Source organism: Runella sp. MFBS21 (genome assembly GCF_029433105.1).
Classification (GTDB): domain Bacteria; phylum Bacteroidota; class Bacteroidia; order Cytophagales; family Spirosomataceae; genus Runella.
In genome coordinates this window covers 215239-231677 of sequence record NZ_JARNTW010000008.1, presented here as the reverse complement: position 1 = coordinate 231677, position 16439 = coordinate 215239, and the positions used below count along the sequence as shown (strand labels likewise).

14 protein-coding genes are annotated in these 16439 nt (G+C 40.3%); 9 read left to right on the top strand and 5 right to left on the bottom strand.

Going from position 1 to position 16439, the window contains the following annotated elements; translation table 11 throughout:
* The first annotated feature begins 325 nt into the window (after window positions 1-325).
* The 4 genes from P1X15_RS17555 (at window position 326) to P1X15_RS17540 (ending at window position 3125) form a co-directional block, all read left to right on the top strand.
* Complete coding sequence (locus P1X15_RS17555; protein WP_277339442.1) at window positions 326-736, top strand: hypothetical protein; 411 nt, start codon at window positions 326-328, stop codon at window positions 734-736.
* 2 nt (window positions 737-738) lie between these two features.
* Window positions 739-1413, top strand: a complete 675-nt coding sequence (locus P1X15_RS17550; protein ID WP_277339441.1) for a hypothetical protein — start codon at window positions 739-741, stop codon at window positions 1411-1413.
* Window positions 1414-1618: 205 nt separating this feature from the next.
* The gene (locus P1X15_RS17545) at window positions 1619-2452 is read left to right on the top strand and encodes a sensor histidine kinase (protein WP_277339440.1); all 834 of its coding nucleotides are present in this window, start codon (window positions 1619-1621) and stop codon (window positions 2450-2452) included.
* Between the two features lie 22 nt (window positions 2453-2474).
* Complete coding sequence (locus P1X15_RS17540; RefSeq protein WP_277339439.1) at window positions 2475-3125, top strand: response regulator transcription factor; 651 nt, start codon at window positions 2475-2477, stop codon at window positions 3123-3125.
* 7 nt (window positions 3126-3132) lie between these two features.
* Here P1X15_RS17540 and P1X15_RS17535 read toward each other — a convergent pair whose 3' ends face one another.
* Entirely contained in the window at window positions 3133-4248 is a 1116-nt protein-coding gene (locus P1X15_RS17535) for an acyl-CoA desaturase (protein WP_277339438.1), read from the bottom strand.
* Window positions 4249-4534: 286 nt separating this feature from the next.
* Here P1X15_RS17535 and P1X15_RS17530 point away from each other — a divergent pair, with 286 nt between their 5' ends.
* Window positions 4535-5176, top strand: a complete 642-nt coding sequence (locus P1X15_RS17530; RefSeq protein WP_277339437.1) for a hypothetical protein — start codon at window positions 4535-4537, stop codon at window positions 5174-5176.
* Window positions 5177-5224: 48 nt separating this feature from the next.
* Here P1X15_RS17530 and P1X15_RS17525 read toward each other — a convergent pair whose 3' ends face one another.
* The 4 genes from P1X15_RS17525 to yiaA form a co-directional block, all read right to left on the bottom strand.
* Window positions 5225-7705, bottom strand: a complete 2481-nt coding sequence (locus tag P1X15_RS17525) for a bifunctional UDP-N-acetylmuramoyl-tripeptide:D-alanyl-D-alanine ligase/alanine racemase (RefSeq protein WP_277339436.1) — start codon at window positions 7703-7705, stop codon at window positions 5225-5227.
* Between the two features lie 249 nt (window positions 7706-7954).
* Window positions 7955-8350 carry a VOC family protein gene (locus P1X15_RS17520; protein ID WP_277339435.1) on the bottom strand — a complete coding sequence of 132 codons (396 nt, stop codon included), beginning with the start codon at window positions 8348-8350 and terminating at the stop codon, window positions 7955-7957.
* A 31-nt stretch (window positions 8351-8381) separates the two neighbouring features.
* A complete protein-coding gene (locus P1X15_RS17515; protein WP_277339434.1) occupies window positions 8382-9308 on the bottom strand; it encodes a polysaccharide deacetylase family protein in 927 nt (308 codons plus the stop codon).
* Window positions 9309-9408: 100 nt separating this feature from the next.
* The gene (gene yiaA, locus P1X15_RS17510) at window positions 9409-9801 is read right to left on the bottom strand and encodes an inner membrane protein YiaA (protein ID WP_277339433.1); all 393 of its coding nucleotides are present in this window, start codon (window positions 9799-9801) and stop codon (window positions 9409-9411) included.
* Window positions 9802-9987: 186 nt separating this feature from the next.
* Here yiaA and P1X15_RS17505 point away from each other — a divergent pair, with 186 nt between their 5' ends.
* From P1X15_RS17505 to P1X15_RS17490, 4 genes are all read left to right on the top strand, one after another.
* Complete coding sequence (locus tag P1X15_RS17505) at window positions 9988-12717, top strand: TonB-dependent receptor (RefSeq protein ID WP_277339432.1); 2730 nt, start codon at window positions 9988-9990, stop codon at window positions 12715-12717.
* 301 nt (window positions 12718-13018) lie between these two features.
* Entirely contained in the window at window positions 13019-14677 is a 1659-nt protein-coding gene (locus tag P1X15_RS17500) for a 7TM diverse intracellular signaling domain-containing protein (protein WP_277339431.1), read from the top strand.
* A 147-nt stretch (window positions 14678-14824) separates the two neighbouring features.
* Window positions 14825-15163, top strand: coding sequence for a hypothetical protein (locus P1X15_RS17495; protein WP_277339430.1), 339 nt, complete (start codon window positions 14825-14827; stop codon window positions 15161-15163).
* Window positions 15164-15203: 40 nt separating this feature from the next.
* A complete protein-coding gene (locus tag P1X15_RS17490) occupies window positions 15204-16433 on the top strand; it encodes a sterol desaturase family protein (protein WP_277339429.1) in 1230 nt (409 codons plus the stop codon).
* Window positions 16434-16439 lie beyond the last annotated feature (6 nt).

Sequence of the window (16439 nt, the reverse complement as noted above, 5' to 3'; positions counted from 1 at the left end):
AATTTCGTGTTTACAAAAGAACATATATAATATAAGACGCCAAAGGATTTAGAGGGAAATTTTCGATAATACTAAAAAAGCCGGAGGCAAATGCCTTCGGCTTTTTCTTCCTAACCTAACCTATGAGAAAAAATCTTGCACCTGTTTGATGCTGATTCAACCAAACCCACTACAAAGGTCGTGCCTAAGTTTGAAATATTTTAGAGTAGAAATACGTGTTTTTCAAAAAAAGTAAATTTAGTTGGGTGATTGATTGAACGGTTTGGAGATTCGACTATGCCTTACTAGCTTGCGGCATTGTTAAACCTTTCAACTTTATGTAGTTATGTCCAAAGATTATAAGGAAGAATTATTAGGTGAAGCAGGTAGATATTTGTCGTCTGCTGAAATTAAATCATTTCGGGAAGTTCATCGGGAAAAACATATCCCTTTGGCTGGGGAAAAAAAAGATACTAAAGGAATTAGAAAAGGAGAATATTTTAGCGCAAAGGTATTTGAAGAGATGGCTAAGCTTACGGGATGCGTTGGCTTTGTTGTTTACTATGGAGTGGCTTCGGAAGCAGAATATAAAATAGATACAAACAAAGGGACGGAAATCATGCCTCGGTTGTTTATTGTTCCAGTAGATGAAAAAGGCAATGAACTACCTTTTAAAGTAGATAGTACGGGTCTCAAGGATGGTGAAGAGTTTGGAGGCGCAGGAGAAGGAAAGCCTATTCCACCATATGGGCAATAAAAATGGATTTTTCAGAAATTATTGCTACTTTATCTGATTACAGCATTTTGGTCCCGGTACTAGTTATTTTGATTTACCGAGACCAAAATCCTAGTAATAAATTATTAATAGCAGTGGTATTAGTGACTTTTGTCAGGAACCTAGCAAGTGTAGTGATTGAATATGTTCGCTATGATTTGGATTTGGGCTTGAATACATTGTTCTTTTATAATTGGCATAACATTATTTTCTTTTCTCTTATTGTATGTATTTACTACAAGGAACTCAAAAACAGATATTTAAAAATATTTTTTGTGAGCTCTTTTGTCGTGTTCTTAGCTTTGACATTTGTTGATTATTCAACACTGACTTACTGGAATGCTGATAGGTTCAATAAGTTCTCTTATCCAGTTTCTGGTTTTTTTAGTATTATTTTTTTGTTGTTATATTTTTATCAATTATTAAAAGAACTTTCCGTCCCAACTCTGTCAGCGTATCCTCTTTTTTGGTTTAGTACAGGAGCTTTGATGTATTTTTCTGGTACTTTTTTAATGTATCTGTTAGTACAAAATTTTACCAAAAATCCTGAATTAGGGCGTCTATACTGGCCAATTGATGCCTTCTTAAGTATTGTGTTTAATCTGTTGATTGGATTAGCGTTAATCAAAAATTCGTCTCGTGACCAACCTGCCTCATAAATAGATAGTAAATAAAAGATATCACCTGAGGTTAAGATGATGATTATCATATCGAAAAAGTTTAGTTAAATTAATCATTGCTTTTTTGTCCACAGTACTAAAATCACTAAATATTTATCAAAATCTTAATTGTAAAGCAGTAATTTGTAAACTTTGTGTTTCATTTATTATTGAATTAGGTAGCAATAAGACGTTATTGATAGCCATGCAAGACCCTTATTTAATCATTATTGGAACGGGTATCATGCTAATTATGGCGTTGTTTGTGATTTTGTTTGTAGTCTACTACCAACGCAAACAAATTGAGCAACAGATTCGCGTCAAAGACATGGAAGCAGAGTTTCAGCAAAAACTCTTAGAGGTGTCTATGGCTTCGACCGAAGCTGAAAGGCGACGAATCGCCCAAGACCTACACGATGACATAGGGGCACTACTTTCAGTTACGAAATTGACATTCAATGCTTTATATGGTCAATTAGGTTCAAAAGATCAAGCTGAGCGACTAGCCCAACAAGTGCGAGAAGCTCTTGACGAAACCATAAGCCATGTAAGGCGTATTAGTAGAGAGTTGGTCCCTACTACGTTGGAGCGTTTTGGCCTACCGGCTGCTTTGCAGGAGTTTGTTGCTAAAAGTAATTATGGCAACGATATAAAAATTACTTTTGGCTACGCCGGAGACGAAAATTTCAGACTTGAGCCCAAAGTAGAATTGATGCTTTATAGGGTAGTACAAGAGCTTATCAACAATGCGCTCAAACATTCGGGCGGGACAAACATACACATTCAGATGTCGTTGCCGCCGCATTATTTTGGGCTTGTAGTAGAAGACAATGGTCAGGGTTTCAACTTGCAAGATATACGCAAAAGGGTTTCTCCGGGACTTGGCCTTGACAATATAGAAGGAAGACTCCGAATCATAGAAGGTAAAATAAAGTACGAAACCGCCCCTAATAAAGGATGCAGGGCAGTCATAGAACTAAAAAGTTGTGCTTTGGTGGACAAAAAACCGAGTATTGAAAAAATGAATACTCAACGGTAGAAAGACTTAATTTAACATGCAAATGGATAAGATAAAATTGGTAATAGCTGATGATCATAATCTTTTTAGAAAAGGTATGACCGCGATGCTCAATCAAATCAAGGACTTTGAGCTGATAGGAGAAGCTGCAAACGGAAAAGAACTTTTGGATCTTTTAGGGAAAGTTACGCCCGATATTGCCCTACTAGACTTGCAAATGCCCGTCATGGATGGGGTCGAAACTACCGAGCAGATTCAATTGCATTTTTCTCACGTGAAAGTCATTATTGTGTCCATGCACGAAGAGGATCGATTTATTATTCACTTGCTCGAAAAAGGCGTAAATGGTTATTTACTAAAAGATTCAGAACCAGGAGAAGTCGAAAATGCTATTCGGCGGGTAATGTCCGATGGATTTTATTATAGTGATTTTGTATCAAAAGCCCTTCATCGGAAAGTAATCACTCGTGCTACGCCACCAGCTCCGCTTTTCAATAGTAAAGTACAAATTTCGCCCCGTGAAATGGAAGTATTGCAGCAGCTTTGCGAAGGGCTATCGACGCTTGAAATCAGCGAAAAACTTTTTGTAAGCCCGCGTACTGTGGAAGGGCACCGTTTGAGATTGCTCGAAAAAACAGGCACCAAAAATACAGCGGGCTTAGTAGCTTATGCTTTCAAAAACGATTTGTTATAAGCTTTTTTTATCCGAGGGCTTCATTCATGTCGGGAAGTCTGCCAAGTTGGTGTAGGGTAGCAATGTGAGATTTAAGTGCTACTCCAAAGGTTGGGTTTTCGAGATAAGGTACGCCAAATTCTTGAGCGGTATCTTTGACAATTCCTGATAACGCTGGATAATGAACATGCGAAATCTTTGGAAATAAATGGTGTTCTACTTGAAAGTTTAACCCACCTACATACCATGACAGCCATTTGTTGTGACGAGAGAAATTGACAGTCGTATTGAGCTGATGAATTGCCCAGTCGTTTTCGATGATCCCTTTTTCGTTGGGTAGTGGATGACTCGTACCTTCCACCGAATGAGCTAATTGAAAAATCGTGGTCAAGATAATTCCCCCTACAAAGTGCATCATTAAAAAGCCCAAAATCACCTCTCCCACTGGAATGTGAAAGCCAATTGTAGGAATACCGATGATTACAGCATAATACAGCACTTTAGCAAGGATAATTTTAGACAACGTTACGGCATTTTGAGCTTTAGTGTTTGTATTGACGCCGTTGCGGATATGAATCGTAAATTGAATAAAGTCCTTTAAAGTAACCCAATAAAGCGAAAGCAAACCATAAAAAAAGAAGGCATAGAGCCATTGAAGCTGATGAAATGATTTGACGGGAGTATGGGGTGAAAACTTAAGTACCAGCTTATCGTTAATGTCTTCATCTACATGTACCACATTGGTATACATATGATGTAAGACGTTATGCTGTAGATTCCAATTGAAAGTAGAGCCGCCCAGCATACCAAGATAGATGTTGCCTATCCAGTAGTTGACGGCGTCATTTTCTGAATAAGCGCCATGATTTGCATCGTGCATTACGCTCATCCCTAGGCCCGCTAGTCCGATTCCCATCATAAACCATAACACTAAGCTGACGCTCAAAGGAGGCTGCAAAACCAATATTAAAATAAACGGAAGCACATACAGGGCGGTAAGAGCTATCGTTTTTACAATTAAGACTTGGTTGGCATTTTTGGAAAGATTGCGTTCTTTAAAATAGGCATCTACTCTTTTCTTGAGGGTAGGAAAAAATAAATTCTTGTCTTTGTTGACAAATCTTGGATTACTTTTAGACTTCACTTGCAAAAGGTTTAGAGATGTAAGTTCATCATAGATTGGTAAAAAACTGCATAGAGAGTAGGCAATGTAGGGACTTGCAGACTAGATACTGAAGCTTTTCTTTGAATCGTAGTTGAACGAGGGTATAAATATAAGTTTGAATTATGATAAAAGTACTGAATTCCGCTGAAAACTGTTAAAAATCATAGAAATATGTGGTGGAATGTCGGACAAAATGTAAATGTTTATTTGTAAAGTTGTGACCTTAAAGGTTTATTTTACGTCAAAATTAAAAACCAAATTAATGATGAAAAGGATATTTGTTTTCGCAATTGTATGTATTTTAGGGTATTCGAGCATGGCTCAGACTGTTTTGCCTGACAAAAGGGATATTGATAAAGCAAGCTTCGAAGGCTTATATGTAACGACAAAAATCGAAGAAAAGTATTTGGGAAAGTACTGGGAGGATTATTTAAAACAATACGGCAAAGTCAATAGCTCCAGAGGAGGGGTATACCGGGTGGCTAGTGCAAGCATTTCAAGTATATCTTCTTCGCCTATCAATTTGGCAAGTCAAGTCAGTGCTAAAAAGGGGCTCTCGCAAGTGTTTATTTACTTGGATTTAGGGAATGGTTCTTATGTGACTCAGGGCACCAAAGGGTATGCAGAAGCAGAAGCTTTCTTGAAAAAATTTGCCGAGGATGCCATTCTATATGATGATGCTCGCGTGGCCGAAGAAGCCATGAAAGATGCCGAAAAGAATTTTAGTAAACTTACCCGTAAGGGAGAAAGTCTCAAAAAAGATATCGAAAAAACGGAAAAAGAACTAGCGAATCTTAAAAAGGATTTAGAAATCAACGAGAAAGATGTAGCTACTTCGCAAACGGACTTAGAAACTAAAAAACGGAGTTTTGATGATGCCAAAGCCAAAATTCCTACCAAACAGTGATTCAATTGATAGAAATGAAACTAAGGCTAGGGAGCAATTTCCTAGCCTTTATTCTTTATAAAAAACGCGCTTGACCCGTTCGCTGATGCCTGTCAACAGTTCGTAAGGTATGGTCCCAATCTGTTGGGCCAATTGATAAATCGGCAAATCGTTGCCAAAAATAATCACTTCATCGCCTTCTTGTACGGTCACTCCTGTAGCATCTACCATCGTCATATCCATACATACATTGCCGACTACCGGGCATAGCATGCCATTGATGAGAACTTTGCCTATGCCTTTTCCAAAACGACGGTCATAGCCATCGGCATAGCCAATCGCTATGGTAGCAATAGTCGAAGGTTTGCTCAAAACTCCCACGCGGCTATAACCGATGGTTTCGCCAGCGGGTAGTTGTTTGACTTGAGATACTACCGTCTTGAAAGTGCCAATTTGCTGTAAAGCTCTTTGTTCGAGTTGATTGACTTCTACCCCATACAATCCAATACCCAATCGAACCATGTCAAACTTATGTTCTGAAAAGCGCACTATGCCAGCAGAATTGAGGATGTGGCGCAAAGGCTTGTATCCCAAAGCTTCCTGAAGGTGAGAAGAACCTGCTTCAAAGCGCTTGAGTTGTAGTTGTGTAAAATCATTATGAATCGCTTCGTCGGCTCCTACTAGGTGTGAAAATATTGACGCTACTCGAATATGGGGATGTTGGTTTAATTTTTTAATTAGCGACGGTATATCTGTTTCTGTAAAACCAAGCCGATGCATCCCTGTGTCAAGCTTGAGATGGATGAGATGTTTAGGAGAAGCATCTGTCAGAGATGAATTCAGAAAAAACAACCATTCGTCTAGTATTTTGTGGCTATAAATTTCGGGTTCTAGTTGGTATTCAATGAGTTTGTAGAAGGTGTTGGGCGAAGGATTCATGACCATTATTGGTAGTTCTATCCCATTTTGCCGCAGGCTAACTCCTTCATCAGCATAGGCTACGGCTAGATAATCGACCCGGTGAAATTGTAACAACTGCGCTACTTCTGCGCTTCCACTGCCATAGGCAAAAGCTTTGACCATTGCCATGATTTTGGTGTTGTTGCCCACCTTACTTCGATAAAAATTGAGATTATGAGTAAGGGCGTCAAGGTTGATTTCGAGTACAGTTCCGTGAACTTTTTGTTGTAAACGGTGCACAATTCGCTCAAACTGAAAAGGTCTAGCTCCTTTGATAAGTATGAGTGCATCGCGGAATGAATGAGGTGTGAGTTTCGACAAAAAATCGTCGGTAGAAATAAAATAAGTGGCCTCGATTTGGATCAAAGTAGCATTGCGCGCAAACGCCTCGCCAATCGCCATAAGTTTTTGGATGCCTTTTTCTTGAAGTAAGGTATTAATTTGAGCATAAAGCTCCTCTTCTTTCTGACCAGTTTGGAGCAAGTCCGACAAAATGGCTATTTTTTGAGGACGTTGTTCTTGTTGACTCAGAAAATTAAGTGCGATGCTCAATCCTACCAAATCGTTGTTGTAGGTGTCGTCAATCAAATAGCAATTGTTAGTTCCTTCCTTCAGTTCGAGGCGCATCGAAATCGGGCGCAGACGTAATACCCGCTGACGAATTTCGTGAGAGGGTATGCCCATTGTCAGCATTAGTATGATGCAATGAGTAATATTTTCAATTGAGGCTTCATCGGTAAAGGGAACAGAAAACAGATGATTGTCGTACGCTTCTAATGCCGAATTTAGTACGATGTAGCTGTTTTCTTGGTCGATTTGCCATTCTACTTGAATCGTAGCATCAGGACTTTGTCCCCAACTGACAAGCTCACATTGAGGATTGACAGGTTTCAGGATAAGCTTGATTTCTTCGTCAATGTCAGAGTAGTCGGCACGATAGATGAGTTGTTTGCACTGAGTAAAGAGGCGAAGTTTTTCGGTTACTTTTTGTTTACGACTTCTAAAACCTTCATCATGAGCCGAGCCAATGTTAGTAAAAATGCCAATGGTCGGTCTGATGATTTCTTGCAGGGATTTCATTTCATGAACTTGCGAAATCCCTGCTTCAAAAATCCCTAGCGTATGCGTATCATTCATTTGCCATACCGATAGCGGTACGCCAATCTGCGAATTATAGCTTTTGGGACTTTTTACAATCCGAAAATCAGCACTTAAAAGATGACTAAGCCATTCTTTGACGATGGTTTTGCCATTACTTCCGGTGATACCAATGACTGGAATGTCGAATTGAGTACGGTGGCGTTTGACCAAGTCTTGCAGGGCTTTGAGGCTACTTTCTACTTCCCAGATTTGAGCATCATCCAAAGTTTCCAACTGCGCTATAAACGCTTCAGAAAGGGATTTTTGCTCTACCACAAACTGTCGTACGCCTTTTTGATAAAGTTCTAAAATATATTGATGGCCGTCGTGTCGCGCGCCTTTGATGGCAAAAAAGAGGGTTTGCTGAGGGAAAATCAATTGCCGACTATCAGTCAATAAATAAGTCGCATTGGTTTGAATATCCGTATTTTGGAAGGTTGTGATCGTCATTTTTGTCAGAAAATTTCCGCCAAAAGTAATAGTTATGCCTGATGTTTTTGGTAAAACTCAAAATGAGATAGATAAAATAGAGGTAATTGTTTACCTAATATTAACTAAAGTCAGGGACTTTGTGTCATTGCATCGGCGATACGATTCCGTACCGACATCATGCTGGGAGTGATAGCTTGACCCAAACTACCATTTGGGTCAAAAATAGTGCTGCGTCTCTGACGCAAATCTTTAGAGAATAAATGGTACTTAGCTTTTAGGCTTTTTGTTTTCTAATAAATCCCATTTATTGCCGTATAAATCTTGAAACACAACTACCCAACCGTAGGGCTCTTGACGTGGTGATTCCAAAAAAATAACCCCTTGGGATTTTAGGCGCTCATATGTTTCCCAGAAAGTATCGGTATATAAAAACAAAAAAACACGACCTCCGCTTTGTCTCCCAATTTGCATTTGCTGCTCTTCATTGGCGGCTTTGGCCAGCAATAAACTACACTCTGATGTAGGCGAAGGAGCTACAAGTACCCACCGCTTCTGAGGAGAGAGGGGCGTATCTTCCAAAAGGACAAATCCAAGTTTTTGGGTATAAAAGTCAATGGCTTCGTCGTAGTCTGCTACCAATAAGGAAATATGTCCAATATGCATAAAAAAATAATCATCAATTTAGAGCAAAACATTATTTGGCCTCGTACAGCTTCATAATATCGTCGGGGATAGACGGCTCATGATGAGGGAATTTGACATTTCTACTTAGTTTCCAGCGGTGGAGCCACGAAAACCCTCCTTTTCCTACATAGGTTTCAGTACTTTGATAAATCGGGTCGGTGAGGGCTTCGTCTAGCGTCACAAATTCATACTGTCGTTTTTGCATCACCGCGATGACCTTGTCAAAATGTTGGCTATTAATCAAGTTCGCATGACAAAGGAAAATGTGCTTTATGGGGCGATTTTCGAGGACAAAAGCCAATTTTTCAAAATAATCAAACAAAGCCTCTAAATACGTGATATAAGCTTCTAAGGCGCGTTGCATTTGGGCTTGATTGCCTTTCAAGTAGGCATCGCGATATACTTTATTGAAAATGTAATCTTCGTTGTCAATCGTCACAGGGGCGATTTGATAGCCACGTTGTGCCAAAAACTGGTTGAAGCCATATTTTTTGAGGCTATCGCTACCCGTTTGTAAAAATGGATGCCTAAAATAACGCAACACAGTGCCGTGGGCTTTGGTAAGTTTGGAGGTTACATTTTCGCCTTTGAGAAAGTCAATTTTGTAATCTTCCAAGGAGGTAGCATTGAAGGAAGGGTGGGAGTAGGTATGATTTCCGAGCGAATGCCCGTTGAGGAGCCACGTATTGAGTAAATCAATTCGCTCATCTACTTCTCCCCATTTTCGGTAAAGAGCCGATTCATTGACAAATCCAATCGCAGAAATTTGATTTTTCTTCAAAGTTTCCATCAATTTTTGAGTATTCTCAACGGAATTTTGAAGCGAAATCTCATTTACAAACGGCAAATCATCGACTGTAATGGCGATTTGTTTTTTTTGAGCGTAGAGTTTTACAAAACCAACACAAAGAAACAACGTTAGGACGCGAGTAATCATGCAAATGATATTTTGGAGGTATCGCTAGAATGATTCTCTCTCCTGTATTCTAGACTTGGCAAAGGTAGCTTACCTTTGCCAAGTCATGTATTCTTTATGCTTATTTTTTAGCGTCTTCGCTGTCGCGGGTGTTTTTCTGAACCGCAATAGCCCCAAAGATACTGAGCAAAAAAGCAAAGGCATAGAATCCCTTTTCGCTCGCAAGCATGGTGGCATTCCAAAGCCCCACTGCTAATAAACTAATGGACAGAATGGTCGAAAACCAACTGATTCCATAATAAATGTCTGTAACAGGGATGCCTTCTAAGCGGTCGCGAACGCACTTTTGTACCGATACTGCCGAAAACAATCCATACATTAGAATGGTAAAATAATATCCCTTTTCGTTGAGGAGCATTTCGGCTCTCCATAGGCCGATGATAAATCCTGCCATACCTGCGGCGAGGGCTATCCAAGACGCAGCAATAAAAGCACCAGATGGTTTTTGGTACATTGGCTGTAAGTGATTTTAGGTGAAAAATTGTGAAGCGAATTTTTAAGAAAAACCAGTCATATACAACTAAATGGCTGATTTTCTGAGGATACACTTATTTTAAGGTCTTTTTGAGCCGAGAAAAGATATACAACCTAAAGGTTTCTTTCTAAGTTTGTTCCCTCAAAACCACCTTTAATATTGATTATGAAAAATCTGTTTACTTCATTTTTAATGAGTTTGCTGCTCATCGTTTCGAGCATTTTAAGGGCACAGACGCCCCCAAAAACTTCGGTTGGACGTTTAGAATTGGATACATTATATCTCAAAGAAGTGATTGTTTCGGCTTCGCGTACTGCGGAGCCTCTCATGGAAACTCCCGTAACAGTGGAGAGAGTGACCAATGCTCAACTACAAAAGCAGCCTTCTTCAGAACTGATTTCTTCTTTAGGACGTCTCAAAGGCATTGATGTAAGTCAGTCGAGTTGGCTTATTACTAGTTTTAGCACGCGCGGCTTCAATAGCTCCAAAGCCGAGCGGGTGGTGCAATTGGCCGATTATGTAGATGTCACTTCGCCTACTGCGTCGTTGTATTATGGAAATTGGGTCGGAATTGGCGAGCTTGATCTAGAAAGCGTAGACATTGTATTTGGGGCCAACTCTGCCCTCTATGGGTCTAATGCTTTCAATGGCGTACTTCTTATGAATTCAAAAGATCCCTTCAAATACCAAGGTTTATCAGCGTCGCTTAGAGGAGGAAATCGAAGTATGATAGATGCCCAAGTTCGCTATGCCAAAGTATTGGGTAGTAAATGGGCTATTAAATTGAACGCTAATTACTTTGAGGCCGACGAGTTTTTGTCTTCCAACAATGCGGCTATCAAGCGAGTGACTTCGGGAGGATTGGCAGGTTCTGACCCACTCAACAACGCCACCGGTAATCCTGCGGGCTGGAATGCCATCAACCGTTATGGAGAGGTTGGGTCTACGGTATCGACTCCGGCTTTGACCGCTCTCAACAACGGCGCAGCGTATCGTATTTATACCCAAGGATATACCGAAGCCGAAATGGCCAACTGGAACGAATCGGCAGGAAATCCTTTTAAGCTATTTAATAATGGCAATTACAAAGCTGGAAACTTCCGCATCAATCCGTCGCTACATTGGCAAATCAATAATCGCTTGAAAGCCGTCTATGAATATAAATTGGCGGTAAGTAACGGGATTTTTCAAAGCACTAGCCGCTACGCACAGCGTGGTATGAAATACGATGTGCATCGTATCGAATTGAAAACCAATGAGTGGTTTATAAGGGCTTATACTGTATTCGATTATGGCGGCAAAGCCTACGATATGAATTCACTGGCAAGTGGCTTGATGAATGCTCCCATGGCTCCTGCCACTTCAGGGGTACGTTATCCTACTTTTGCCCAAAACTATTTTGCTTTATGGAATCAAGTATTTGCGGCGGCGCGTGGCAATGGCCTAGCGGCGGGAGCGGCTTTGCCCAATGTATATGCGGCTAATCCTACGGGAGGCGTTCCGGCCAATTATACCTTGCCGCAAGCAGTGGCAGGGGGGCAGAGCATCGAAGCAGCGCAAGCATTGGCATCGCAATTGGCATCGGGAGTGCAATTGCCCGTAGGAAGTCCTTTGTTTAATCAATTACGCGAACAAATCGTCAGCGGCGTAGGCTTGATTGATATCAACGGTACCAAAACGGTACGTGGGGCGGCTTTTGCCAACACTGCTCGTTTTTGGGATTTTAGCGCGCAAAGAGAATGGAATATCCAAAAACTCAATTTGATTGCAGGAGGTTCGTACCGTACGCATTTTCTGCAATCCGCCGGGACTTTGTTTTCTGACGGCCCCAATTCACCGATTTCTCCCAATACCAATGATATTCAAATCCGTGACCGTATCGTAAATTGGGACGGGGGAATATATGGGCAAGCACGCTATTCGCTTTGGCAAAATCGTCTCAAACTTGCAGCAGCGGGGCGTTATGATAGATTCCGTAATTTTGGCGGACGCTTTTCTCCACGCCTTTCGGCGGTTTTGAGTGTAGGTAGCAATCGTCAGCACAATCTCCGCCTCAATTATGCCCAAGCTTATCGTCAACCTGCGCAGTTAGACCAATTTATCTATCTTGACTTTGGGAGTTTGTTAGTGGCAGGCAACGTTGCACAAGGCTACCAAGGACTCAATGCCGTTTCGGCACTTCCCAATGGCCAAGCAAATCCTGATTTTTTGAAACCCATTACTATCAAAAAAATAGCCCCTGAGCAGGTCAATACGTGGGAGATTGGCTACAAAGGGCAGTTGGCCAGAGGTTTGTACGTCGATTTGAGCTATTATCGTTCTTTGTACAACGATTTCATTGGCACTTTGCGATTTTATGGACGTGAAGATGGTCTCACTCCTACGGGTGTGCCACTGCCGGCGGCTACTGGTGATTTTGCGAAGCCTACTACCGACCGCACCCGTGGGCGTTTGATTCAGACATGGGCCAACGCCGACCGCCAAGTTCGGACGCAAGGGGTGCTGGCAAGTGTTGAATATTTTTATCATAAAAAGCTCAATTTCAACGCTAATTATACATGGTCAAATATCAACGAAAACGACGTGCCTGGGCTGATTTTGGGCTTCAATACGCCTACTCATAAGTTCAATTTGGGCGTCAATGGAGAGCCTATCAAGCATCTTACTTATGCGTTTAATTATCGTCACAATAGTGGTTATCAGTATTTTATGCCAGTAGATGAAGGATACATTGAAGCTTTCGGGACGCTCGATGGCCAAGTCAGCTACCGATTTCCCAAACTAAAGAGTAGTTTACGCCTTGGCGGTACAAATCTCCTCAATGCTAATGCCGTACAAGTATATGGTGCGGCACCTATCGGACGTATCGTGTATTTAGGGTGGGTGCTGGAATAGAAATAAATGACCGTTTACTAACTTATTCTTGATTTTGCGGGGTACATTGTTATTTTTGGAGTAACGGTGTACCCCGTGTCATTTTAATGCTTTTTAGAAGAGAATTAAGATTGTAGATTCGTTTTTGACCCTATTTTGATTTTAATATTTTGTATTGGCGAGGTTTTTATTGACGCATATAGAGAGGTGGAATAGCACGAGTATTATTAGTAATCTAGTGATTTGGATTTTTAAAAAACATTTAACAAGTTTTTGTGAGTAAATCGTTACTATCGGGTTTTTGCACCTAATCTTTTGTAAAATGAAGACAACTTTATTCGCCGTTTTATTGGCAATTTTAGGAAAATGTTGTTGTCTGGCTCAGCCATCAAAAGTGGTCTACACTCAATTTCATATTTTAACAGAAATTGGAGGAAATGCGGGGTATTTTGTTGATAGTACCAATGAGCTGTCTCATTTAGATATTGCTAAAATTCCTGACTCTAAGTTTCGAAAAATTCCTGACAAAATCATCAACCTTGGTTTTTCACCTTCTAGGATATGGTTTAAGTTTGAAATAGAAAACCGAACCAACGAAGTGCTTTATGCGCTGTTTTTGGCACAAGATATTGATTATATAGATGCTTATGTAGTAAGTGAAGACACTACATATTATACCGAAACAGGAACGCTAAGGCCATTTAATCGGCGTTATTTTTCGCTCAATAGTGTGGTTTTGAATTTGGGGAAACAGCCAAAATACCTCTATTTGGGGCTTAAAGATATGAATGGCCTAGTATCTCAGATTGAACTGGGGAGTATCCGGCCACTGGTAAACCGAGTATATAGAGAGACCCTAATCAATGCCTTCGTGATGGGCGTAATGTTATTGATTGCTTTGTTTAGCTTTTTTATGTATTTTACTTTAAACGAGCGAACATATTTTCTTTATGCTCTGCATGTGGTTTTTTCGGCACTCACTTTTTTGAGTTTTGAAGGATATTTGTTTGATTTTTTCTGGCGTGATATGCCTTTCATGAATAATGGCATCAATTCGAGCTTGATTCGACTATGTGCTCTTCTGACGAGCATCGGATTTTCGGTAGCTTTCCTCAATATCAAGCAAGTATTGCCACATTTACATCGGTTGTTTCAAGGGCTGGGGGTCTTGGCTACGCTTATTGTGTTGACAAAATTGATGGGTATCCAAAAGGCCGAAATGGTGTTTAATATCGTGGTTTTAGTAACCTTTTTTTCATATCTCATTGTTGGTTTTTGGCTTTATCAACATGGCTTTCACCCCGCACGATTTTATCTGTTGGGCTGGGGGGTGTACATCGTAGAGATATTGCTCATTGTGCTTACGCTTTTGAATGTCCTTTCTTTTGACCATATTTTTACCTACTACGGTTATCATATCGGCATTTTGATACAGGCTACTTTTTTAACTTTTGCTCTAATGGACCGGATCAACACGCTTCGTCAGGAAAGCGTAGAAGCACAAGAGTTGGCCATGAAGCGGCTTATCGAAAATGAACAACTGGTAGCTGCTCAAAATCAAATGTTGGAAAAAAAATTGGAACAGCAGCCTAGTGCCAATGAAGACCTTCAGCGATTCTTGAAAATGATGAGAGAAGAACGGGAAAAAGTAAAGAAAATCCCAATTGCTACCTTAGAAGGGGTACTACTTTTCCCCGTTGCTGATATTGTGCGTATAGAGGCCATGGGAAGCTATGCCAATGTGTATTTTTTTAATCGCCAAAAAATGATGGCTTCGCGGTCTTTGGCAGAATTTGAACAACAATTAAAGGGATACGATAATTTCTTTAAAGTACATAAGTCCCATATCATTAATATGAACTTTGTTACTAAGTATGTAAGAGGAGATGGCGGGAGTGTGTTTATGGAAGATGGGAGTGAAGTGGACGTGGCGCGTCGCACAAAAACCGATTTTTTACGTGCAATGGGGCTTGAAAATTGACGATTTGGTGCCGAATATAAACTGAATATAGCCGTAGGCAAACAGGTATCTGTGAGGTAAAGGAAAGAATAAGATTTTTGTTTTGAAAAATGAATGAACGTTTTTCTAACTATTAAACCCATTCTTTAATCTAAACCAAAGATGCTTATGTCTCGAATTTTTCGCTTTGCCTTAGGCTTATATAGTCGTGATGTAACGACTCATTCCGAAAATACGGCCGCCCGAATTTCATTTGTGGCAGGCGTATTTAGTTTATTATTAGTAATAGTAAGCTTCGTTTTTTCGTCGTCTTCCACATTTGTTTTTGCGGCAGTTTTGGGCGGAGTGGCAGTCGGATTTGGTGTAAGTGGTCTTATCCACCGGACTTCGTTGTTGGCCAATAAATACGCTAATCATCCCAATGTTAGATCGTTAGGTTATAAAAAATCCTGCGCAGGCATAGCATTAGGCATGATGGGGGTAGGAGTAGGCATTTATTTCTATTGAGATTTTAGTAATGTTTTCAATTTCAAAATCATTTACATCAATGGACTCCGTCTCTTTTTCTACCCAAAACATTTATACCCTGCTTACGCCGCTTGCTCTTTTTTTTATTGCGATAGAAGTGGGCTTATGTATATACTACAAAAAAAACTATATTACTTTTTCAGAAGCCGTTGCCAACTTCGGAACGGCGCTGGGCAATCAAACTGTCAATGTGCTTGTAGCTGCAGGCGTATATACAGTGTATGGGTATTTATGGGAGCATTTCCGACTCATAGACGACATTCCTATGAATGTTCCCAATTTTTTGATTTTGCTCTTGGGTATCGATTTTATCTTTTATTGGGTGCATCGGTGGGGGCACGAAATAAACATTATGTGGGCGGCGCATTCGCCGCATCATAGTGCTCAAGAAATGAATTTTTTTGTGGCACTACGGGCGAGTGTTACCCAGCGGTTGTTCTCTTTTTTCTTCTTTTGGCCTCTTACTATCATTGGTTTTAGACCATTTGATATTTATATGATGACAGGGATTCACCTATTCATTTCATTTTTGCATCATACCGAACTGATTCCTAAACTGTGGCGCTGGATTGAGTTTGTTTTTACGACTCCTTCGCATCACCGTGTGCATCATGGGGTGAACTTTAAATATTTAGACAAAAACTATGGGGAGTTTTTAATTATTTGGGATCGACTTTTTGGCTCTTTTGAGGAAGAAACCGACAAAGTGATTTATGGAATGTATGGCCAAGCACAAACCTGGAACCCTATCAGCATCAACTTCCATTATTATCGTATTCTTTGGAAAGATGCTAAGGCTGCTACTAATTGGTGGGACAAAATCAGAATTTGGTTTATGCCATTAGGATGGCGCCCCGCTAATTTACCTGCTAAGCCACCTTTAGAAGAAATTACGCTCCAAAATCAGCAGCGTATTTCGTTGACTCCCTTTGCCAAATCCAAAGTGTATTTGAGCTTAAGTGCTGTTTTTGGAATCATACTAATGCTACTCATTATCAGTCCAAACTCTCCTTGGACAACGCTTGAGAAGATAATGGGTAGTGTTTTATTGTGGCATTTGATTATCAATTGGAGCGGTATTTTAGAGGCAAAAGACTGGTTGTTTATTTCGGAAATCACTCGCATTGGTCTTACTGTGCCACTTATTTTTGTCTTTAGCGATTTGATTGACAAGCCTGTTTGGCTAGGGATTTGTTTGGTTTATCATACATTTTGCTTGATTTGGACGATGATGTTTTTTCGAAAATAAGAGAAT

Excerpts from the sequence above, each read along its gene's own strand:
- P1X15_RS17555 (WP_277339442.1), top strand. The coding sequence starts at position 326 with ATGTCCAAAGATTATAAGGAAGAATTATTAGGTGAAGCAGGTAGATAT.
- P1X15_RS17550 (WP_277339441.1), top strand. The coding sequence starts at position 739 with ATGGATTTTTCAGAAATTATTGCTACTTTATCTGATTACAGCATTTTG.
- P1X15_RS17545 (WP_277339440.1), top strand. The coding sequence starts at position 1,619 with ATGCAAGACCCTTATTTAATCATTATTGGAACGGGTATCATGCTAATT.
- P1X15_RS17540 (WP_277339439.1), top strand. The coding sequence starts at position 2,475 with ATGGATAAGATAAAATTGGTAATAGCTGATGATCATAATCTTTTTAGA.
- P1X15_RS17530 (WP_277339437.1), top strand. The coding sequence starts at position 4,535 with ATGAAAAGGATATTTGTTTTCGCAATTGTATGTATTTTAGGGTATTCG.
- P1X15_RS17525 (WP_277339436.1), bottom strand. The coding sequence starts at position 7,705 with ATGACGATCACAACCTTCCAAAATACGGATATTCAAACCAATGCGACT.
- P1X15_RS17520 (WP_277339435.1), bottom strand. The coding sequence starts at position 8,350 with ATGCATATTGGACATATTTCCTTATTGGTAGCAGACTACGACGAAGCC.
- P1X15_RS17515 (WP_277339434.1), bottom strand. The coding sequence starts at position 9,308 with ATGATTACTCGCGTCCTAACGTTGTTTCTTTGTGTTGGTTTTGTAAAA.
- yiaA (WP_277339433.1), bottom strand. The coding sequence starts at position 9,801 with ATGTACCAAAAACCATCTGGTGCTTTTATTGCTGCGTCTTGGATAGCC.
- P1X15_RS17505 (WP_277339432.1), top strand. The coding sequence starts at position 9,988 with ATGAAAAATCTGTTTACTTCATTTTTAATGAGTTTGCTGCTCATCGTT.
- P1X15_RS17500 (WP_277339431.1), top strand. The coding sequence starts at position 13,019 with ATGAAGACAACTTTATTCGCCGTTTTATTGGCAATTTTAGGAAAATGT.
- P1X15_RS17495 (WP_277339430.1), top strand. The coding sequence starts at position 14,825 with ATGTCTCGAATTTTTCGCTTTGCCTTAGGCTTATATAGTCGTGATGTA.
- P1X15_RS17490 (WP_277339429.1), top strand. The coding sequence starts at position 15,204 with ATGGACTCCGTCTCTTTTTCTACCCAAAACATTTATACCCTGCTTACG.